Raw genomic sequence first — 21,335 nt, forward strand, 5'->3', positions numbered from 1 at the left:
GTTCGTTGCTGTGATTCGTCCGAAGGACAATCCAGCCGAACCTAAAGATAGCTTTTTGCGCGTGATTTCCGTTTAGGAAATCCGCAAGCAATGAATTTTAGCCGTTGTTGTAAAACGTTTTTTCTCGGTTAGTTTGCGTTTTCTCGATATCTTTCGCTTTTAGCTAAAGTCCAAATATTAAGTGCTTTGCTTTTAAGTCCATTTGCGTTATCTGGCTCAACAATTTCAATCTCCGTAATTCCGGTTAATGCAATTCGATATTTTTTACTTTCTAATAAATAGCCGTCAATATAGATTTCGTTTTGTTTGTCCAGTCCGAAAAATTCTTTGAATTCCGTCTGCGTTTTACTTTCAGGACTTTCTTTCAAGTCCAAAAATACGAGTCCGTAGTCCGTAAGATTATAATAATCGTTTTCCTTTCTATTTCCCTTGCCTTTTAAAACTGCTATTTCTTTGACTTTCTCTTTGACTTCTTCTTCTGAAGTTCCGAAACTCTTCATTAAATATTCATTTCCAATAATTTTTTTGTTGAAAATCAAACAAGGTTTTTGAGTTTTAGCATTTGGCAATTTGAAATATTCATCTTGAGAAAACACATTTATGGAGGCAAATAAAATTAAAAGGGATGTTATTAATTTGTGCATTTTCAAAATGTTTTACAACTTGTTTTATGACAACTAAAATAGCTCTTTAAAGGGTAATAGCTTATGATAAAGACACTTTTGGTATGCTTTAGGATATTACTCATTCATTCAACTTCCCCAGGAAAACATTCACTTTAGGGTTAATCGGGTTACCCGCTGAACGACGTAAAACTACAATTTGCCCCGCATGCCAAACGGCATCTTCAATAGGACCATTGATGTTGTTCCAAAATGGAAATTCTGATTCCCCATTGGCCCGTTGGAAAATTACGGGGAGCCCTCCTAAATCGTCAGTCTTAAGAAAAAGTTCGCTTGCTGTTTTAAAATTCATCAAAGTTGCTTTCCGCGTCTCTTCAAAGGTCATATCCGGAGTTTTCTTGGTACGGTCGGTCGCTTCTTTTTTGGCTGAATTGGCAATTACTTCTGAGAGTCCATAAAGATGCGTTAAAGTTTGTCGAATGGTTCTGCCTTCGTTGCCAGGGGCATAATCCAATTCATTGTCGGTAAGACCTTCAGTGGCCCAATAGTATCTAAACCCAAGTCCATCTACCATTCTTGCAATAACAGCACCAGCGGTATATTCTTGTGGTGCTTCAGGTATGCTAGCGTACGGTAAAGAATCATTCATCGTTTTTTGGGATTGTACGGTTAGCGATATTAAAACCAGTACAATGGGCAGAAGAAGTTTCATTTGTTGGGTTTTGAGTTTGTTGGGTTGAAATTTACGAAGAAAGATATTGTGAGTGAAGGTTTGAGTTTATGGAATTTACTTGAACTTCTGATTGAGTTCTTAGCGTTGTAGCCTTTCGACTCCGGTCAGGATGACATTTGTCACTTACTCTATATTCTATTTTACCCCCCGAATTATAAATCAAGCACTTTAATGTGATTCCGATGCATTTCGATTTTACCCTCTTTTTCCAATTTTTTAAGTAAGCGTGAAATCACTACCCGAGAAGTATGAAGGTCGTAAGCTATGTCTTGATGTGTGGTATGAATGCTATCATCGTGAGTGACTTTGGCCTTGTCTTGTAAGTGTTTTAGTAGACGTTCATCCATGCGAAGAAATGCAAGCGTATCAACTGTCTCTAAAAGCTCCATCATTCTTGTATGGTAACTGTCAACTATAAATTGCTGCCATGAGGGATACTTGGCCATCCAAACTTCCATTTTTTGGGCGGGAACCATAAGTAGCTCGGTATCACTTTCGGTAACAGCCCGAATTTCACTTTTGGTTTTTCCCATTCCACAAGAAAAAGTCATGGCACAGGTATCTCCTTTTTCCAAAAAGTAAAGGAGCAATTCATCTCCCTCATTATCTTCTCGAAGAATCTTAATAGCGCCGTTGAGCAATAGCGGCATATGCGTTATAGGTTCACCAATATCCATAATGGTCTGACCCTGAGGAATGTTTTTATACATGCCGGTAGCATCTATTTCAGCTAAAAGTTCATCCTCAAAAAGATACCCGTACTGTTGTTGTAATTCGGCTCTCATAAAATCCTAATCGTTTACGGAGATATAAACTTTAAAGGTCTTTGAACTGCTCGGCAAATACTGAAATCCCTCATGCAGATTTTTTTGTTCTACTTCGTAGGGATAAAAAGTGATTGGTTCAATGCAAATCATATTCGGGACTTCTGTCCACAACATAAAGTTACCGAAACCTTCCGTACGAATTTGTAGTTCATTTTTATCTTTTAGAATCACTTCTTCGTAACCAATTACTTTAAAGGCCCGACTTCCAACAGCCATTACTTGAGAAAGTGAAATACTGTGCTCTTCTGCAATAACAACAGGGTTTTCAGTAACTAAATTAAAGGCAGGATGATACCCTAACATAAAGGGCGTATCCCTTTCACCATAAACCGTAAAAGAAATTTCTAGTCCATTTTCAGTTAGATTAAACTTCTTTTCGAATTCGAAATCATAAGTCCAATATAAAAATGGCTTATTCGATTTCTCAGGATGTTTTGAATTCTTAACTGGAGTTCTAGCGGTATAGCTTTTTTTAAAAACTACTTCTGTTTCGGTTTGAGAAATCAGTTCATACTCTAGCTCACGAAGTAAGCCATGTTGATCCTGTATAGCGGCATCGCGAGGAGTCTGTACTTGAAAACCTGCCTCAGCGGTTGGCCCGATAATCGGAAACATTTCAGTGTCTGAATTACCCCAACCAGGACTGCCTTTTTGATGAATGTATTCATGACCATTCACCTGGTAGCCTACAAGTTCACCCGCGTCAATTCTTAATATTTGAGCTCCATGTTCTAGAATCATAGTAAATAGTTAAAGTGCAGCTATCGAATCGTCTAACCAGAGTGTCCTAGCGGAAACCCATTGTTTTAAATAGGTAATCTCCTCTCCGTAATTGTTACCGATAAAATTATTTGGCCAAACGTAACTTCCAAGAATTGGCCAGAGACCAAAATTGGTGGCTACTGCTTTTGAATCAGTCAAAGTAGTCACATACGAGTCAACTTTACCAAATATAGCCGCATCTGCTAATGTACTTCCTCTTAATTCATTCCACCTACTTTTCAATTTCGCTACAAAAGCGGGGTCCTCCAATAATCTATCCCACCAAAAAGGTATGGCCCAAAAATCGTCAGGACATCTTTCATTGAACTTGTAGGCCCACACATTCGTTTCGCCTCCACCACAGTAATCCGCATTTCCAAAAGCCAGGTTAAAATCCCATATAGGTCCCATATTCAACTTTCCGTTCTTGTCTTTGTGCATATAGGTGCTGATACGATAGCCATCTACATTGTTGGAAATTTCATTAAGAATAAAAAAATCTATAAAACTATCTACATCAATATAATTTGCATAACCAATAGTTGGGTCAGCGAAATCATCAGAGGCAAGTGCAGCTTCAAAATTTGCTACATAAGTTGAAATATAATCCCTTTGTTGGACCGTAATATCATCTTCATCTGGATATTCGTATAAGAACCGAATTTCTTGGCCCATAGTAGAATTACTAGGCGGATACACTGAATTAAAGGAGTTTTGCGGGGTGTATCCACCTTTATCATTCTTATCTATTTTAATAATATAACCTCCTGTAAGATCTTCGCCTGAATTTTCATCCGGCTTTAATTTGTTGATATTTATACGCTGATCGTTGCGCTTTAACTTCTCCATAAAAACATAAACCCCTTTTTTTCCGCTGTTAACATCCAATTCGACAAACTGTGTCCGGCTTGCATAGCGATTCATGTCTCGCGACAAGTCATAAATCAACATGTTTCGAATTAGGGATTTGTCGCTATAAGGACCATGTAAAATCCAATCTTCTTCTTCAGGCATGCCCAAGAGCGAAACGTTGATGTCCATACCATCAGAATCCCAAGTTTCAACCCCATATGACTTTTTAGGGAAAAATTGTGACGAAGAACCTCTGATCTCGACGCCTATATCACCCGTATGAACGACTTGCCCATCCGTAGTAATTGTCAACTTCGCATCAATTTTAGGTTCATCGGGAATGGTAACTCCATTCGTATTCACCGAAATTAAGGTAAGCCCATTTTCAGTACCTGTCTCAGGAGGTTCAGGTTGACCTTCTTCTGGGACATCAATAGGATTATCATCACTACTACAGGACGATACAACCACTAGCAGTGTGAATGCAAAAAAGCACCGTAGTAAAGTTAAAAGAAGTAGGTTTCTCTTTTTCGACATAAAGCAATTTTTCTTTAAAGATAACGAAACTAAACGCAGGGATATCTCTAAGGAATTCAATGTAGTCCGCTTATAATATCATGCTTGGTAATGATATGATGTTTGCCATCTCCCAAATCCAACAGAACGGCCTGCACATCTTTATTAATTAATTTGGCAACATTGTCGATGGAAGTATTTCGATCTACGATTGGGAAAGGTTCTTGCATAAATTCCTTTATAGGCTTTGAAGTTACCGAAGCGTCATCCATAATAGCGTGAAACAGTATTGCTTCATCAACAGAACCCACGAAGCCATCAACATCCTCAACGGGGATTTGAGAAATATTGTAATTCTTCATTCGTTCTATCGCATGCATCACCAATTCTTCTGTTTTTACGGTAACAAGGGGCTCCTCGATATGATCTTTAATCAAATCTATGGCTTTGGTAACCTCATCATCCAAAAAGCCACGATTGCGCATCCAGTCATCATTAAACATCTTGCCGACATATCTACTTCCGTGATCGTGAAATAGCACTACCACGACATCGTCTTTGGTAAAATGTTCCTTTAATTGAAGTAATCCTTTTATCGCTGCACCAGCGGAATTCCCCAAAAACATTCCCTCTTCTTTAGCCAATCGCTGCGTGTAAATCGCCGCATCTTTGTCCGTTACTTTTGTGAAGCCATCTATGATATCGAAATTGACATTTTTGGGTAAGATATCCTCACCTATTCCCTCTGTGATGTAGGGATATATTTCATTTTCGTCAAAAATACCCGTTTCGTGGTACTTTTTAAAAACCGAACCATAAGTATCAATTCCCCAAACTTTTACATTCGGATTTTGTTCTTTTAAATACCCTCCCACACCAGATATTGTACCGCCTGTTCCAACTCCAACGACAAAATGAGTGACCTTACCTTCAGTTTGCTCCCAAATTTCAGGTCCCGTACTTAAATAATGTGCTTTCGTATTTGAAGGATTGTCATACTGATTTACATACCAAGAATTTGGAATTTCCTTTGCCAATCGTTTGGCTGTAGAATAATAGCTTCGCGGATCATCAGGAGCAACATCCGTAGGGCAAACATAAACCTCACTACCTACGGCCTTTAAAATATCCACTTTTTCTTTGGATTGTTTATCGCTGATTACGCAAATCATCTTATAGCCCTTTACCACAGCACCAAGGGCCAAGCCCATACCTGTATTACCCGATGTGCCTTCAATGATAGTACCACCTGGTTTTAAAATTCCCGCTTCTTCGGCGTCTTCAATCATTTGAATTGCCATACGGTCTTTTACGGAGTTTCCGGGATTAAAAGTCTCGTATTTCGCCAGCACCAAACATGGTAACTCAGCTGTCAGCTTATTCAGTTTTACCAAAGGTGTGTCACCTATGGTACCTAGGATATTTTCAGCGTACTTCATATGCTTGCAAAGTTATGGATTTGTAGCAGATAGAAAGCGTTTATTGTTTTATTCAAACTTGATTGCCTTAACCGGGGTGATTTTTGTAATAATATAAGAAGGAAGTAAAAGCATTAACAAACAAAGGAGCAGAACGCCAATATTCAATATCAGAATCGTCCAAAAGTTAATATGCACTGGAATATATTCGATATAGTACTCTTTCGGATTCGGAAACTTAAAGAGTTTGTATTTGCTCTGAAGCCAGATAACTCCCAGTCCTATGATATTTCCCCAGAGTAAACCAATTCCGATAAGGTAGGTGGCATTATATAAAAATACTTTTCGAATACTCCAATTAGATGAACCTAATGCCTTTAATATTCCAATCATTTGAGTTCGCTCTAGTATGAGTACTAACAAAGCTGTTATCATATTAATACCAGCAACAAGAATCATAATACCAATAATCAAAGCCGTATTGAAATCAAAAAGACCAATCCATTCAAATATATTGCGGTATTTGTTTTGAATATTCTGGGTATCTAAGGTTGAAAATGTTTTACCATGAATTTCTAAGGTTTTTTCCCTGATATCATCATAGTCATTTAAGAAAACCTCAAAATTTCCTACTTGATTGGAATCCCATTTGTTCATACGTTGAATATGGCGGATATCAACAAAAACCAATACTCCATCAATTTCTTCAAAACCACTATCATAAATACCCGTGATTTTGAACTTTCTTTGGTTCGGGGTGGATGATTTACTAGAATCATCTTTAAAAAAAACTGAAAAAAAAGTATCCCCTGTTTTTAGTTGCAAGCGATTCGCCATTATTCTTGACATCAGTACCTCATCATTTAGGTCTCCGGTATAATTGGGTAGTTGACCTTCAATGAGATACTCCTCTAAAACTTTCCAGTTATATTCCTTGCCAACTCCCTTGGCTATCATTCCCTCAAATGTTTCCTCAGTACGAATGACGCCGGCTTTACTAGCGACTGCCTGTACATGGACTATCCCATCTACGTTTTTAAACTCGGGATAAAAATCTTGTTCCAATGAAACGGGAACCACCGAGACATCCGAATCGTTATTATCGTAGTTGTAAATTTGAATGTGCCCATTGAAGGCGGTAACTTTTTCACGAATTTTCACCTTCAAACCATCTCCTGTGGCAATGGCTATCAGCATCATCAGAATACCAAGAGCAATAGCTGCAATAGCTATTTTTATTATTGGTGCGGAAATGCTAATTTTATCAGCACCACCACGAATTAGTCGCTTGGCGATAAAGTATTCAAAATTCAATCTATGGCATTTTTTTCCGGATATAAAAGTACAGTTTTCATTTGGTTTTTAATCTTATCCACTTGTGGAAGCCCTCAAAAAACGGAAAAGGCAAATGGTGCTATTGCTGAAGTCAAGGAAAAATCAGAAATTCTAAAAGCCATTGAGATAGGCGCTAATCAGACCGAGAAATATCTTCCGATGCTCAAAGGGAAATCGGTTGGTATGGTAGCTAACCAAACTAGTGTAATTTTTAAAGGTAATCAATACACACACCTCGTAGACTCCCTAATCACTTTAGATATAGAAGTTAAAAAAGTATTTACTCCTGAGCATGGATTCCGAGGTCAAGCAGATGCTGGGGAAAAAGTGAAAGATGGTACTGATGTTAAAACCGGACTCCCTTTAATTTCCCTTCATGGGGAAAATAGAAAACCATCTGCTGAACATCTAAAAGGATTGGATGTTGTACTTTTTGACATTCAAGACGTCGGGGTGCGTTTTTATACCTATATCGCAACGTTACAATTGGTTATGGAAGCTTGCGCAGAAAATAATATCCCTGTTCTAGTTTTAGACCGTCCCAATCCTAATGCGCATTATATTGATGGACCGACAATGGAAGCCGAAAACACCGGCTTCTTGGGTATGACAGAAATACCCTTGGTTTACGGAATGACCATCGGTGAATATGCCAAAATGATTAACGAAGAAGGTATGCTGACAGATGGTTTGAAAGCAAACCTCATCATCATTCCGCTTCAAAATTGGACACATATCACTCCATATCACCTCCCAATACGACCTTCGCCAAACCTACCTAATGACCAGGCCATTAATCTATACCCAAGTCTTGGACTTTTTGAAGGCACGAACGCGAATGCCGGTCGAGGTACAGAATTTCAATTTCAACGGTATGGCGCTTCATTTTTGGATAGTACACAATACAGTTTTTCGTATACCCCAAAACCTAATTTCGGGTCAAAAAACCCTAAGGAAAAAGGGGAATTATGCTACGGAAAGGACTTGTCTAAAATTTCGAAAATGAACGAAGTTACGCTGCAATGGATTATCGACGCTTATAAAAATTCGACTGATAAATCAAAGTTCTTTATTACCAATGGTTTCACAAGGCATGCGGGTACCAAAAAACTACAACAACAGATTGAATTGGGGCTCACGGAACAAGAAATTAAGAATTCTTGGCAAACCGATTTAGAAAAGTTTAAAAAAATCAGAAAAAAGTATCTACTCTATAATTAACCTGCAGTTTCTTCATAACCAGTTGGCTTCCGGTATTTATGAAAAGGTTGTTTCAAAAGCACTCCGATCTTACTGTTTTCCTCTTCATTAAAAAAAGTATCTACCCCATAAACGATATGCTCACGGTCGAACCATAAATAAGTTCCAAACAGTCTATCCCAAAAAGAAAATATATTACCGTAATTGGAGTCCGTGTAGGGTAATTTATAGTGGTGATGTACTTTGTGCATATCTGGAGAAACAATTACATAACTCAATGCCCTATCAACCTTCTTTGGCAATTGAATATTGGCGTGATTGAATTGTGACAATACAACAGACAAACTCTGATATAACATGATAACACCTATTGGAGCACCAACTAGAAAAACCCCTATTAAGGTAAATATATAGCGTATTACACTTTCTAATGGGTGATGTCTATTGGCAGTAGTTGTATCAACATTATGGTCGGTGTGATGTACTAAATGTATCATCCATAAAGGTTTTACCTTGTGTTCTACTAGGTGAGCAGTGTAAGCGCCTATTAAGTCCAAAAGCATTAGACCCAGCACAACATATAACCAAAGTGGCATCTGCGGTAGCCAGTTGATGATACCAAAATCATTTGCAATAGTCCAATCGGAAGTTTTCAACAATAGATACGCCAGCGGGAAATTAATCACAATTGTTGTTAATGTAAAAAAGAAATTTGGCAGCGCATGTTTCCACTTTTTGTATTTAAATTTAAAGAGCGGCAAAATACCTTCTAGCAACCAAAAAAAAGTAATTCCGCCTACTAAAATCAAAGATCTATGTAAGGGGGGAATAGATTCAAAATAACTAATTATTTCTTCCATAGGGTTTAAATATACAAAAGTATCAGGTCAATAGTATTTCTTGATTATGGTAATTCCTTATTTCAGCAGAACTCTTCGTTTCATCTCTTCAACAATATTAAATGCCGCTGGACAGATAGCCACATTCTTCAGAGTCAGGGCAGTGATTTGTTGAAATTTCTTCCGGTTTGTATGTGGAAACTCGCGGCACGCTTTGGGTCTTACATCATAAATAGAACAGTAATTATCCGCGTCTAAAAAAGAACAAGGCACTTGCTGAAGCACATAGTCATTATCTTCATCTAAGTGAAGGTATGTCGAAATAAACTGCTGAGGCTTCAGCCTAAGATGTTTCGCAATACGTACTATATCAGCATTTGTAAACAAAGGCCCGGTCGTTTTGCAGCAGTTCGCACATTCTAGACAATCTGTTCTTTGAAATTCTGCCTCATGCAACTCCTGCATCAGATAGTCTAGTTGTTTGGGTGGTTTTTTGCGAAGTTTTGCAAAGTACTTTTTGTTCTCAGCATGTTTTTCTTTCGCTTTCGCGGGAAGTTCTTCTAATATTTCCATCATCATTATTCCTTCAATAGACTCAATGCTGTCTCATACAAATCTCTGCTCCAACTTTCAGATGCTGCCGAAACTTCCTTTGCCAAAATAGGCTGTTTGGCCAGAATCTTTTTCCCCAAATCTGAATTGTAAAAGGCATTCAATTCTTCCTTTTGGATGGCAGACATCTTGGAACGGTCAATGGTCAACTGCTTTCCTGTAGGGCTTCGATAGAAAGTTGTCATCTCTTTAATTTCTGATCGCTCAAAATTTTGCTGGTATATAGGTACCAACTCTTTTTTTATCTCCGCAACAGCTTTTTCTTTGTTACTTTCAAGAAACTCCCAACCATTTGCCGTGCTTTCAGATTTTGGGTACTGCTTCCCCAACATTTTGAGAAGTTCATCATAGGCAAATTCATATTGGTTCAAAGTGCCATTACTCTCCAAATAAGTCGCAACTTCAGAGGTAAAGTCTGTCTCTTGAGCATTGCTGTTGAACGAAATCGCCAGAAACAAACAAAAAAATAGTTTTAAAGTTCTCATCATATATTCAATAAAGGCAAAAATTGCCACATTTGCACAAATTACAAATTATATTACCATGGATGTTTTGGGCGATGCAATTTTCGATTATCAGCAAGGCTTGTATACCGAAGATATCATTACTAAGTCCTCATTGGATGAGGAAGATGTAATTCCTTTGACCCACCTTTTTCGAGACTTTGAAGCAATGCCCGCTTTGGAACAAAAAGCTTTGAATCTTTGTAAAGGAAAAGTTTTGGACATTGGTTGCGGAGCTGGAAGCCATAGTCTCTATTTACAAGAAAAAGGTTTTGAAGTAACGGCCTTGGATTTCTCAAAAGGAGCTGTTGCCACTACTCGACTTCGCGGAATTGAAAATTCGATTCATTCAGACATATTGAATTATAAAGAAAATCAATTTGATACCCTACTTCTCTTAATGAATGGTATTGGTTTGGCGGGAGAACTCAAAAATCTTGGTGGGTTTCTTTCCCATTTGAAAAAACTCCTTAAACCCGGTGGTCAAATTTTATTGGATTCAAGTGATATCATTTATATGTTCGATGAAGATGATGACGGTGGCAGATGGATTCCGACTCACCAAGAATACTATGGTGAAGTCACTTATACCATGAGTTATAAAAATATAGAAAGTGAACCCTTCACTTGGTTGTATCTTGACCAAAACACCTTGAAACGAGCAGCAAACACCAACCATTTCAACTGTGAAATCGTAAGTTTAGGCGAACATTTCGACTATTTAGCCAGATTGACCCTAAAAAAATAATAGAAGGTCTAATTTTTGCGTTATTTTAGATAAAAACTATGAAGATGAAGCATTTACGTATTTGGATTTTATTTCTTTTTTTAGGACTTACCATAACTTGTTCTAAAAAGTCTGATGATACTTCTCCTGACAGTACTGAAGATCCTGTAGTTGAAGTTGACAGATCGGCAAATCTTCTCGCTGCAGGAGCTTCCGCAAACGACATTCTTTCAAATGATAAGTTCACGAAACTCAAGGTAGAAATTGCGTTCGTCACTGGTTTTAGACCTACCCAAGAATCCATGGATGAATTCGTTGCCTTTTTAAAAACATACACCTTCAAAGAAAACATTGAGATGGTCTTTAATGAATTGCCCTCTCCTGAAAAAGAAACACTAACCATACAAGAGATAGCTGATCTTGAGACTGAAAATAGGACGGTTTACAATGATGGGGAAACCTTGGGTATTTATATTTATTTTGCAGATGCACCTGCTGATGACAACAAAGAAGACGAAGGTATTCTCACTTTGGGGGCAGTGTATAGAAATACAACAATAGTAATTCATGAAGAGACCATTCGAAGACTGGCTGCTCGTAGTATTTTAATAACCGATGCTGATGTTGAAACCGCAACTTTAAATCATGAATTCGGACATTTGTTTGGTTTAGTAAATTTTGGGACAGACCAAGTAAATGATCATGAGGATGTTGATGCCGAAGCACATTGTAATGTTCCTGGGTGTTTAATGCGTGCACAATTGCAATTTGGTCAATCAAATGGAAAATCTTCAAACCTTGTTGCAAAAACAGAAATTAAACCAAGTTGTTCACTAAGTAGTATAAGTGTTCTTAAAATTCTGGAAAGTAATACTAAAAAAGGTAGTGTCAATGCTGTTCCGCTTGATGCTGAATGTATACTTGATTTGAGATCGAATGGAGGAAGATAATGTCTTACAAAGCTATATTGAGGCAGTAGTTAAGTACATTTTTAGACTACAACTATGAAGATGAGGCATTTGCAAATTTGGACTATTTTACTTTGTTTAGGTCTCGTTTTTTCATGTAAAAAATCAGATGACTCTAGCAGTGAAGAAGCGGCTAAATCGGCAAATCTTTTAGCCATCGGTAAATCAGCCAATGATATTCTTTCAAACGATACCTTTACAAAACTAAAAATAGAAATTGCCTATGTTACGGGTTTCAGACCTACCCGGGCGACAACAATAGTACTTGAAAACTATTTGAAAACCTATACCTTCAAAGAGGATATTGAAATAGTGTTCAATGAACTACCTTCCCCTGGCAAAGAAACCCTTACTCTTGAAGAAATAGCAGATCTTGAAACTGAGAATAGAACCGTTTACAATGATGGAGAAACCTTGGGGGTATATATTTATTTTACCGATGCACCTTCTTCCTCGGATGATGAAGGAGCTACCCTAGGAGCGGTATATCGAAATACAACTATGGTGATATATCAGCCAACTGTTAGAAGAATAGCTGTTCGCAATATTATTCGAGAATCAGTCGTCGAAACAGCGACTATTAAACATGAATTTGGACATTTATTAGGGTTGGTCGATTTAGGGTCAACACCGGTAAATGAACATGAAGATCCTGAATCTGAAAATCATTGCAATATTGCAGGATGTTTGATGGGTGCTGAACTGCAATTTAGCCGCGTTGGAAAATCTTCAAGCTATGCTGAAGAAAATGACTGGCTCAAGTCAGCTTGCTCTTTCAATGAAAAGAGCCTACTAAAAATATTAAAGAGTAGTACTTCTAAGTCCCTCAAGAATACAACCTCGCTAGATGACGAATGCATTCTCGATTTAAAATCTAACGGAGGAAGATAAATCCATCTGTAAATGACACCTAAAATAAATATTGAGGACCACAAACCCATTTGGATTGCGCTTTCCGATTTGTATGTTGATAATGAACTTCAAGATTACGATTTCAAACGCATAGCTTCTGTCATCAAGAAAAGTAAGTATTCTATAAGAGAGGTGAAGCAAATCGATAGAAAAGAGATTTTCCCAGTATTGTTTTGGAATTTATTAAGCGTAGCAGGAAATTGGACAGGCTTTCAAGAAGAATGGTTAGTGAATGAAATCAGAAGTAAAATTCAGAAGAAAACCCTATTTCAAAGCGCTTTCAATCGCTTCATGTATTTTTGCTTCAAAGGAATGAACAAAGATCACTGGATAAAACTTGAGAAAAAGTATTTAGAATTGAGCTCCTAACTTTTAAGGAATATTCAAATATTTATGCGTCTGTAGGGAAACTTTCCATTTTGGATTCTGCATAACATAATCCACAATTAAAGGTGTTACTTTTTCTCTTACACTCCATTCGGGCTGCAAGTATAAAATACAATTTTCATTTGTTTTAGGGGCTTGTTCCTCGGCAAAAATCAAGTCGTGTTTATTATAAACTATGACCTTTAACTCATGGGCCTCGTCGTAAATCTTACCAAAAGGGAGTTTATTTTTTTTAGGGGATAGGCAAATCCAATCCCAATTCCCTGTAAGTTCATAGGCCCCTGAGGTTTCGATATGCGTTTGAAGTCCTTTTGCCTTTAGAGATGCAGTTAAAGGTCCCATATCCCAAGTCAAGGGCTCACCCCCAGTAACAACAATAGTATCAGAATATTTCGCAGCATTCTCAACAATATGCCCTATGGATGTTGGAGGATGCAGTTCGGCATTCCAACTTTCCTTAACATCGCACCAATGACAGCCAACATCGCAACCACCGACCCGAATAAAATAAGCGGCTGTTCCTTTATGGAAACCTTCACCTTGGATTGTGTAAAATTCTTCCATTAACGGAAGCATCAATCCCTTATCTACCAATGCTAAAACGTCGTCTTTAACCATCGTGCAAAGATAGAAAAACACGATTGTAATATTTGAAATGATAGCATGTATATTTCCTAAAGGGAAACACTCATGTTTTTACAACCAACAACTTCATATACCTTTCCGTTGCTTTTGGTAAAAATGAATAATTCCCCAGAACTATTCCTGCCAAATCTAAGATCAACACGCTGCCCCTTCTCCATTTCACTAAAGCTGGTCACTCTTCCATTTAATTCTAAACCCAATTTATATATCTCAGCCTGTTCTCCCTCACTAATATCGGATAGCTCAGAAAAGAAGAGCGTTCCCCTGGGAATGTCACCAAATATGTATTTACCTTTAAGGAGTGGTATTTCGGAACCATTGTAAGTAAAACCACCAGAAATGGCATTGCCTTCATCATGGTCGTATTGAATAATGGGATATGAAAATTCTCCATCATCCTTCGGAAGCGGATATACTATTTCAGTATTCGCATTAACATCATACAAAAAAGTACCTTCACGATTAGGCCAGCCGTAATTCGCCCCCTTTTTTAAAAGGTTCACTTCCTCTAGACTGTGCTGTCCAATATTGGTTACGAAAATAGTACCAGAGTCTGCTTCATCCCAAGAAATGCGATGCGGGTTTCTAAAGCCATAACTCCAAATTTCTTCGAGTTTATCTGGGTCGCTTACAAATGGATTATCCTTAGGAATACCATATTTACCATTTCGGCTATCCTTACCAGTTGGGTCAATTCGAATGACGCTTCCCCAAATACTCCCCGGATTGTCACATAGAAACGGATAGCCCCTTAGAGCGGCAACTCCGTCCCCAATTCCTAAATACAAAAGTCCATAATCCGGTTCTCCTTTTTTTGCCAAGGGATTAAAAGTCAATTCTTGAAAACCATGGGCAGCAGTTACCATATCTACACGTAAGACTTCCCTTTTCTTTCCTGAGAAATACAAAGCAGATGGCTCATCCATCTTCCATTCGGTCAATACCCATTGTAATTTTGAAGAAATGGTATCATGAAGTTCAAAATCAGCAGTTGCAATTCTTGATGGTTCCGTATGGGTGGTATAGAGAAGTCCATTCGAGTGGAATTCAGGATGAAAATCAAAACTGCCCAAGCCTGTTCCCCAGCCAGGGTTATCAATAAAATTCTCAATTTCGACCTTCAGGTCAAGAAAAGTGTTCACTTCAGAACCAACTACTTCGTATAACTTCCCCCTTAGGTCAGCAATAAAAAGACGTTCACCTTCTTTGGTTTTAAGGGCCGAAAGTTTATTGATTCGCGCTTTAGGAGCTGTTTCAGAACTTGATGGAACCGTTAGCAATTCTTCGATGATCAGAGTCAAATCCGAATCAGGGATTTTTTCAGGTATCGGATTTAGGATTCCTCCAGGTCTATTGTTTACATTCCTCTTTTCGGCTTCAGAAAATTTATGAATAAACCCTAACAAGTCTTCTAAGTCTTTTCCTCGTATGACTTCAAATGATGGCATATAAGACTTGTATTTTGCATAAAGCTCGACCGCTCTTTTATCACCACTTTCAATACTTTTCTTGGGGTTTTTGATAAAATCAATTAGCCATTCTTTGGATACCTCCGAAGTGACACCCGCCAAGTTGGGGCCGATTACATTTTCGCTGAAATTATGACAGCTCGCGCAGTGCTGGTTAAACAATACCATTCCGCGCTGAATCGTAAGCTCGGCAGTATCATAGGTATCTACTTTGGCTTCGTTCTGCTCTCGGTTTTTCTTATCGGTAGAATTACAAGAAGTAAAACAAATGACCAATAGCAGTTGAAATAACCCTCGGAGTAGTTTCTTATGGAGATATAACATTTGAACCTAGAAAAAATTATACCAAGCATATTTAAGACAGGTTCGTCTAAATCAATAGCTTAGATTACACAAATTACTGCTTTTTGTTGGCACCAGCATTAATCTCTTTTTGTGTTGCCCAAAAATCCCCTATTTTTATCCCAAATTAAACCAAATGAGTACCAGAGACGAATTCTTTTCACATATTGAAAAAGGATATACCACAAAAGGCGATTTTATAACCATGGGGGCAGCGATGCTTGATGGGGAAGCAGTTACCGATGCTTATGTGAAAATCCCCTTAAAAACCTTAAACCGTCACGGTCTTATTGCTGGTGCCACTGGTACAGGAAAAACAAAGACACTCCAGGTTCTCGCAGAAAATTTATCTGAAAAGGGTATTCCGGTTTTATTGATGGATTTAAAAGGTGATTTAAGTGGAATAGCACAACCTAGTCCGGGTCATCCAAAAATAGATGAACGCCACCAGAAAATTGGACTTCCTTTTGAAGCCAAAGGTTTTCCAGTGGAAATATTATCCCTATCCGAACAAGATGGTGTTAAATTAAGAGCAACTGTTTCAGAATTTGGACCTACCCTCTTATCACGTATTCTAGATTTGACGGTAACACAGGAAGGTATCGTTGCAGTGGTTTTCAAATATTGCGATGATAACAAATTGCCGTTACTAGACTTAAAGGATTTCAAAAAAGTACTGCAATATGCAACCGGAGAAGGCAAAAAAGAATTCGCAAAGGACTACGGCAGAATTTCTACAAGTTCTACAGGAACCATTCTTCGCAAAATAATCGAGTTAGAACAACAAGGGGCAGATTTGTTCTTCGGTGAAAAGTCATTTGAAGTAGATGATTTAACCCGAATTGACAAAAATGGAAAAGGATATATTAACATCATCCGTTTAACGGATATACAGGATCGACCTAAACTATTTTCTACTTTTATGTTGAGTTTGCTGGCGGAGATTTATTCTACTTTTCCTGAGCAAGGTGATAGTGACTCCCCAGAATTAATTCTTTTTATTGACGAGGCACACCTCATTTTCAAAGAAGCTTCCAAGGCCTTACTTGACCAAATTGAGGGTATTGTTAAATTAATACGATCTAAAGGCATAGGACTATATTTTGTTACCCAAAACCCGACTGATGTGCCAAATGAGGTTTTGGCGCAACTAGGTCTAAAAGTTCAACATGCGCTACGAGCTTTTACTGCCAGAGATAGAAAGGCCATAAAACTTACGGCAGAAAATTATCCGGAATCACCTTATTATAACACCAAGGAAGTGTTGACCTCTCTCGGAATTGGTGAGGCCCTAATTTCAGCTTTAGATGAGAAAGGGAGACCAACTCCCCTAGCAGCAACACTGTTAAGAGCACCTATGAGCCGCATGGATGTGCTTACGGATAGCGAGTTGAAAACCGCTATAAAAAGCTCAAAACTAGTCAAAAAATACGGAGAGGTTATTGATCGCGAAAGCGCCTATGAAATTCTTAATGAAAAAATTGAGAAAGCTGAGAAGGCTGCTGAAAAAGAAAAGGCAAAACCAAAGTCCAAATCTTCGAGGAGGAGGAGTACACGTCAAAACCCTGTAATAAAAGTATTGACAAGTGCGACCTTTATACGAGGTGTGCTCGGGGTGCTAAAAAAGGTATTACGATAGTTTTATGAAGAAAATAACAATAACTGTACTTGTAGTTTTGAGTCTTTTCTTAATAGCTAACTGTGAACAGGCTCCAAAGGACACTACTTTTTTAATTACAAAATCTAGTATTGGCAAACTCGATAAGTCTAGTCTTGCTCGCGATTTAGAGATTATTTATGAACAAGATTCTATTGTAAAGGATACGGCAAGGCTTCTGGTCGGCTTTGGTGCTAAAAAAATCGATGTTTTCGAAAAAGGTGGGGAGCATTTACTAACCTTAACCCCAAGCTCAGATAGTATTCCAACTATTGAAAACGTACGCATTCAAGATCCACGTTTCAAAACTGAATTGGGTATTGGCCTAAATAGTACCTTTAAGGAAATCAAAGACAAGTATGAACTGGGCAAGTTATTAACTTCAACTAAAAATGTGGTTGTTTTTATAAAAAATAGTGATCTCTACTTCACAATTGACAAGGAAGAGCTACCGTCAAGTTTACGGTATGCTTCAAGTGTAAACATCGAAGCCGTTCAAATACCCGATGATGCCAAGATTAAGTATATGATGTTGGGATGGGAGTAATTACACTTTGAATCGAAATTAGTATTCCATATGATTACTAACTTCCATGATAACTAGTTCGGTTTGAAATCACGCAATTTTTATGTGTCTCCGCCCATTCCGTAAGTTCTATAAGTTTTTGAAGATAAGAATGTCCGAAATCGGTTAGTTTATATTCCACGCGAACCGGAACTTCAGGATACATCGTGCGTTTTAGATAGCCATCACCTTCCAAATGCTTGAGACGCTCACTGAGGACTTTGTTCGAAATGCCATAAACCTTCTTTTTTAATTCGTTAAAACGTAAAACTGGAAAATATCCTAAATAAAGCACAATTAAAATACTCCACTTATCAGATGCTACGGCCATAACATCACGTATGGGGCAAATCAAAGATGTATCCCTAAGGTCAACATGCCCAAACATTTTTTTTAATTTTTTTGCGGCCCTAACCTTCTGATTTTCAGTAATAGTTTCCATTTGGGTACTTAATTATGTTTCATATACCTCTTTTAAATCATAAAAAGAAGATGTAAATTTAGTTATTATTTCATACCAAGTTACTAAAAGTAACCATTATTACAAAACTATAAGCCATGAAAAAAAACAAGCTCATCGCGTCGCTAAAACAGAACTATGATGCTTTTATAAACTTTGTTGATTCGCTGTCGAATGAATCCTATGATTATAGTGTTGCAGGGAAATGGTCTGCTGGTTTACATACTGCACATTTGATGCTTAGTGTGAAACCATTGGTATATGTTTTCGAATTGGACAAAACCTCCATTGTTGAAAAATTCGGAAACACTACTAAAATAGGTTGTACCTATACCGAAATGAAAAACTTATATTTTGAAAAGTTAAAAGATGGTGGAAAAGCACCTGAACGCTTTGTTCCTGATATCGCAGCGGCTCGTCCAAAAACGGAACTTGCCCAAAAACTAAGGGTTTTAATCGACCAACTATGTATTTCCATAGATAGGTTTTCAGAAGAAGAACTTGATTCCTTTTGTGTGCCGCATCCCTTATTAGGCAGCTTGAGCTTACGCGAAATGTTGTATAATGCCATTTACCACGCGGAACATCATCAAAATTTAGTTCTCAAAATGATAAATAGGAAATTTGAAAAGACAAGTTAGATCATCAACTATCTTTGCACACTAAAAATTGGCCTTAATAAATTGGAAACATGAGCATGAATAAATTTATTGGCAAATTAGTACCTCGTACAATAGGTTTCTACTTTAATTTAGCCTCATTTTTCGCACCAAAGCGAATAGCAGAAAGTGCATTCCTACTTTTCTGTACACCTCGTAAGGGAAAGGTAGAAAATGGTCAGAGAGGGTTTTTGGAAGATGCAAAGGATCTTATACTTGAAGAGGAAGTTACTAAAATTCAAACCTACCGTTGGAAAGGTTCTGGCCCTACCGTCTTATTAATGCACGGCTGGGAAAGTAATTCATTTCGTTGGAGGAGCTTCATTCCCCGTCTTCAAAAAGAGAATTACAATATCATAGCTATGGATGGGCCCGGACATGGAAATACATCGGGCAACCTGCTCAACTTACCCTTATACTCCTCATGTGCTCAGAAAGTAATCAATAGATATAACCCAACACATGTCATAGGTCACTCTCTTGGTGGAATGGCAATTTTATATAATCTGTACAAGTACAAAACCAATAATGCGGCTATTGAAAAGGTGGTAACCTTGGGCTCACCCTCAGAGTTATCAGATTTTATGCGGCAATACAAGAATATATTAGGACTTAGCAATCGCATGATGGGCCTTTTGGAAGATTACTTCATTAAGACCTTCGGATTTCGATTTACCGATTTTTCTTCATCAAAATTTGCAAAACATATCACCAAAAAAGGACTATTGATTCATGATGAACTCGATGCAGTTGCTCCATATTGGTCTTCAGAACAGGTACATGCCAGTTGGAAAGGAAGTAAGCTCGTAGCAACCAAAGGCTTGGGGCATTCATTGCATCAAGATAAAGTACGTGATGAAATTATTGGTTTTTTGAAGTCATAGGAAAGAAGTATTTTTATTTAAAATATTTACCTATGAATACCGTTACTCCCTTCCATATTGCAATTCCTGTTCATAATCTTGCAGAATGCCGGACCTTTTATCGTGAAGTTTTAAACTGTGAAGAAGGCCGTAGTAGTGACCATTGGGTAGATTTTAATTTATTCGGACATCAACTGGTTATTCACTATAAGCCCAAAGCAGAAACAGAAGATTTACATCACAATCCTGTTGATGGTCATGATGTGCCTGTGCCACATTATGGAGTGGTTCTCCCGTGGGATACATTTCAATCTTTTTCCGAAGAACTAAAATCCAAGGGAATTCAGTTCGTAATTGAACCCTATATTCGTTTTGAAGGGCAGCCTGGTGAGCAAGCTACTATGTTTTTCTTAGATCCTGCTGGGAATGCACTGGAATTCAAGGCTTTTAAAGATATGGGGCAGTTATTTGCCACCTAATTTTATTGAGACCACTTCGTGGGAGTTCTATCCCATCGGTGTTTTTTAAGTTCTTGATGTAGCTCTCTGGACAAGCTTTCTCCATCACTCGTAGCAACATTTGCCAAAACATTTCTTTCTTTCCGCATACCCGGTATAATCGTGCTGACAGTTTCGTTCATTGTAATAAACCGAAGTGCCATTTCAGCCATAGTCATTCCCTCGGGAATTAGAGGACGTAAAGCATCCGCATGATCAACACTCGAATTTAAATTCTCAGGTACGAAATAGGTTCCTCGCCAATCTCCTTCTGGGAAGGTAGTTTCCTTGGTGATATTTCCGGTAAGTGTTCCTTCATCAAAAGGTACTCGGGCAATCACTCCAATATTCAGTTCTTCACAAAGTGGAAATAGAACATCTTCAGGATTTTGGTCAAAGATGTTGTAAATCACCTGAACCGCATCCAACATTCCTGTTTTGAGTGCTTTAATTCCATTTTCAGGTTCCCAACGGTTTACACTTACGCCCATTGCGGCAATTTTACCTGATGTTTTTAAATCTTCTATAGCTCGTTGCCATTCTTCCCTGTGACTCCAACCATCATCCCAAGTATGGAACTGCATCAAATCAATTTGCTCTAAACCAAGGTTTTTTAATGTTTTTTCGGTGTATTCAATAACATGCTCTGTCGGATAGGACTCTTCAAAAGTATATTCTGGTTTTGCAGGCCACCGAAAGTTTTTTGGTGGAATTTTGCTAGCAGTATATAACTTTTTTGAAGGATGTCTTCGCACCAATTCTCCCAAGAGTTCCTCGCTATGCCCTTCTCCATATCCCCAAGCCGTATCGAAAAAAGTCACGCCGTTCTCCACAGCCAAATCCAAGGACTTTGCAGATTGTATATCGCTACTTTCCGTCCAACCAGCCATTCCCCACATACCATACCCTATTTCACTTACCGGCCAATCTGTTCTTCCAAATTTTCTATAAATCATTCTGCATT

Annotated in this window: 24 protein-coding genes; 10 read left to right on the forward strand and 14 right to left on the reverse strand. The window is 38.0% G+C overall.

Going from position 1 to position 21,335, the window contains the following annotated elements; translation table 11 throughout:
- Positions 1-128: 128 nt before the first annotated feature.
- The 7 genes from FEE95_RS01075 to FEE95_RS01105 form a co-directional block, all read right to left on the reverse strand.
- Entirely contained in the window at positions 129-644 is a 516-nt protein-coding gene (locus tag FEE95_RS01075) for a hypothetical protein (RefSeq protein ID WP_138655988.1), read from the reverse strand.
- A 100-nt stretch (positions 645-744) separates the two neighbouring features.
- The gene (locus tag FEE95_RS01080; protein ID WP_138655989.1) at positions 745-1,335 is read right to left on the reverse strand and encodes a DinB family protein; all 591 of its coding nucleotides are present in this window, start codon (positions 1,333-1,335) and stop codon (positions 745-747) included.
- A gap of 173 nt (positions 1,336-1,508) precedes the next feature.
- Positions 1,509-2,141 (reverse strand): Crp/Fnr family transcriptional regulator, encoded by a 633-nt coding sequence (locus FEE95_RS01085; RefSeq protein WP_138655990.1) that lies wholly within the window; start codon positions 2,139-2,141, stop codon positions 1,509-1,511.
- Between the two features lie 6 nt (positions 2,142-2,147).
- Positions 2,148-2,924: an aldose epimerase family protein gene (locus FEE95_RS01090; protein ID WP_138655991.1), complete on the reverse strand. Its 777-nt coding sequence runs from the start codon at positions 2,922-2,924 to the stop codon at positions 2,148-2,150.
- Between the two features lie 9 nt (positions 2,925-2,933).
- Complete coding sequence (locus tag FEE95_RS01095) at positions 2,934-4,334, reverse strand: CotH kinase family protein (RefSeq protein WP_138655992.1); 1,401 nt, start codon at positions 4,332-4,334, stop codon at positions 2,934-2,936.
- Positions 4,335-4,390: 56 nt separating this feature from the next.
- Entirely contained in the window at positions 4,391-5,752 is a 1,362-nt protein-coding gene (locus FEE95_RS01100; protein ID WP_138655993.1) for a pyridoxal-phosphate dependent enzyme, read from the reverse strand.
- A gap of 48 nt (positions 5,753-5,800) precedes the next feature.
- Positions 5,801-7,045 (reverse strand): ABC transporter permease, encoded by a 1,245-nt coding sequence (locus tag FEE95_RS01105; protein ID WP_138655994.1) that lies wholly within the window; start codon positions 7,043-7,045, stop codon positions 5,801-5,803.
- Between the two features lie 3 nt (positions 7,046-7,048).
- Here FEE95_RS01105 and FEE95_RS01110 point away from each other — a divergent pair, with 3 nt between their 5' ends.
- Positions 7,049-8,287, forward strand: coding sequence for an exo-beta-N-acetylmuramidase NamZ family protein (locus tag FEE95_RS01110; RefSeq protein ID WP_138655995.1), 1,239 nt, complete (start codon positions 7,049-7,051; stop codon positions 8,285-8,287).
- Here FEE95_RS01110 and FEE95_RS01115 read toward each other — a convergent pair.
- From FEE95_RS01115 to FEE95_RS01125, 3 genes are read right to left on the reverse strand one after another with little or no spacing between them, the layout of a single operon-like run.
- Positions 8,284-9,126 carry a sterol desaturase family protein gene (locus FEE95_RS01115; RefSeq protein ID WP_138655996.1) on the reverse strand — a complete coding sequence of 281 codons (843 nt, stop codon included), beginning with the start codon at positions 9,124-9,126 and terminating at the stop codon, positions 8,284-8,286. The genes FEE95_RS01110 and FEE95_RS01115 overlap by 4 nt on opposite strands.
- 57 nt (positions 9,127-9,183) lie before the next feature.
- Positions 9,184-9,681, reverse strand: a complete 498-nt coding sequence (locus FEE95_RS01120; protein ID WP_138657531.1) for a YkgJ family cysteine cluster protein — start codon at positions 9,679-9,681, stop codon at positions 9,184-9,186.
- Positions 9,682-9,683: 2 nt separating this feature from the next.
- Positions 9,684-10,205 (reverse strand): DUF2059 domain-containing protein, encoded by a 522-nt coding sequence (locus tag FEE95_RS01125; RefSeq protein WP_138655997.1) that lies wholly within the window; start codon positions 10,203-10,205, stop codon positions 9,684-9,686.
- A 55-nt stretch (positions 10,206-10,260) separates the two neighbouring features.
- On the opposite strand from FEE95_RS01125, the gene FEE95_RS01130 reads away from it, so the two are divergent.
- The 4 genes from FEE95_RS01130 to FEE95_RS01145 are packed head-to-tail and all read left to right on the forward strand — an operon-like array spanning position 10,261 to position 13,196.
- On the forward strand, positions 10,261-10,968 hold the full coding sequence (locus FEE95_RS01130; RefSeq protein WP_138655998.1) for a class I SAM-dependent methyltransferase: 708 nt from the start codon (positions 10,261-10,263) through the stop codon (positions 10,966-10,968).
- Positions 10,969-11,012: 44 nt separating this feature from the next.
- Positions 11,013-11,897, forward strand: a complete 885-nt coding sequence (locus tag FEE95_RS01135) for a hypothetical protein (RefSeq protein ID WP_138655999.1) — start codon at positions 11,013-11,015, stop codon at positions 11,895-11,897.
- A 60-nt stretch (positions 11,898-11,957) separates the two neighbouring features.
- Positions 11,958-12,806, forward strand: a complete 849-nt coding sequence (locus tag FEE95_RS01140; protein WP_138657532.1) for a hypothetical protein — start codon at positions 11,958-11,960, stop codon at positions 12,804-12,806.
- A gap of 12 nt (positions 12,807-12,818) precedes the next feature.
- Positions 12,819-13,196, forward strand: coding sequence for a DUF7079 family protein (locus FEE95_RS01145; RefSeq protein WP_138656000.1), 378 nt, complete (start codon positions 12,819-12,821; stop codon positions 13,194-13,196).
- Between the two features lie 3 nt (positions 13,197-13,199).
- On the opposite strand, the gene FEE95_RS01150 is transcribed toward FEE95_RS01145, so the two are convergent.
- On the reverse strand, positions 13,200-13,832 hold the full coding sequence (locus tag FEE95_RS01150) for a 7-carboxy-7-deazaguanine synthase QueE (RefSeq protein ID WP_138656001.1): 633 nt from the start codon (positions 13,830-13,832) through the stop codon (positions 13,200-13,202).
- A 56-nt stretch (positions 13,833-13,888) separates the two neighbouring features.
- Positions 13,889-15,652: a PQQ-dependent sugar dehydrogenase gene (locus FEE95_RS01155; protein ID WP_138656002.1), complete on the reverse strand. Its 1,764-nt coding sequence runs from the start codon at positions 15,650-15,652 to the stop codon at positions 13,889-13,891.
- 154 nt (positions 15,653-15,806) lie between these two features.
- On the opposite strand from FEE95_RS01155, the gene FEE95_RS01160 reads away from it, so the two are divergent.
- Entirely contained in the window at positions 15,807-17,309 is a 1,503-nt protein-coding gene (locus FEE95_RS01160; RefSeq protein ID WP_138656003.1) for a helicase HerA-like domain-containing protein, read from the forward strand.
- Between the two features lie 4 nt (positions 17,310-17,313).
- A complete protein-coding gene (locus tag FEE95_RS01165) occupies positions 17,314-17,874 on the forward strand; it encodes a hypothetical protein (RefSeq protein WP_138656004.1) in 561 nt (186 codons plus the stop codon).
- A gap of 37 nt (positions 17,875-17,911) precedes the next feature.
- Here FEE95_RS01165 and FEE95_RS01170 read toward each other — a convergent pair whose 3' ends face one another.
- On the reverse strand, positions 17,912-18,334 hold the full coding sequence (locus tag FEE95_RS01170; protein WP_138656005.1) for a winged helix-turn-helix transcriptional regulator: 423 nt from the start codon (positions 18,332-18,334) through the stop codon (positions 17,912-17,914).
- A 116-nt stretch (positions 18,335-18,450) separates the two neighbouring features.
- Between FEE95_RS01170 and FEE95_RS01175 the strand changes: the two genes are divergently transcribed.
- From FEE95_RS01175 to FEE95_RS01185, 3 genes are read left to right on the forward strand one after another with little or no spacing between them, the layout of a single operon-like run.
- Positions 18,451-18,993 (forward strand): DinB family protein, encoded by a 543-nt coding sequence (locus FEE95_RS01175; RefSeq protein WP_138656006.1) that lies wholly within the window; start codon positions 18,451-18,453, stop codon positions 18,991-18,993.
- 50 nt (positions 18,994-19,043) lie between these two features.
- A complete protein-coding gene (locus FEE95_RS01180; RefSeq protein WP_238474484.1) occupies positions 19,044-19,895 on the forward strand; it encodes an alpha/beta fold hydrolase in 852 nt (283 codons plus the stop codon).
- A gap of 32 nt (positions 19,896-19,927) precedes the next feature.
- Positions 19,928-20,353: a VOC family protein gene (locus FEE95_RS01185; RefSeq protein WP_138656007.1), complete on the forward strand. Its 426-nt coding sequence runs from the start codon at positions 19,928-19,930 to the stop codon at positions 20,351-20,353.
- A gap of 2 nt (positions 20,354-20,355) precedes the next feature.
- Here FEE95_RS01185 and FEE95_RS01190 read toward each other — a convergent pair whose 3' ends face one another.
- Positions 20,356-21,327 carry an aldo/keto reductase gene (locus FEE95_RS01190; protein ID WP_138656008.1) on the reverse strand — a complete coding sequence of 324 codons (972 nt, stop codon included), beginning with the start codon at positions 21,325-21,327 and terminating at the stop codon, positions 20,356-20,358.
- Positions 21,328-21,335: the final 8 nt, after the last annotated feature.

It is taken from the genome of Maribacter algarum (ex Zhang et al. 2020) (assembly GCF_005885635.1).
GTDB lineage: Bacteria > Bacteroidota > Bacteroidia > Flavobacteriales > Flavobacteriaceae > Maribacter_C > Maribacter_C algarum.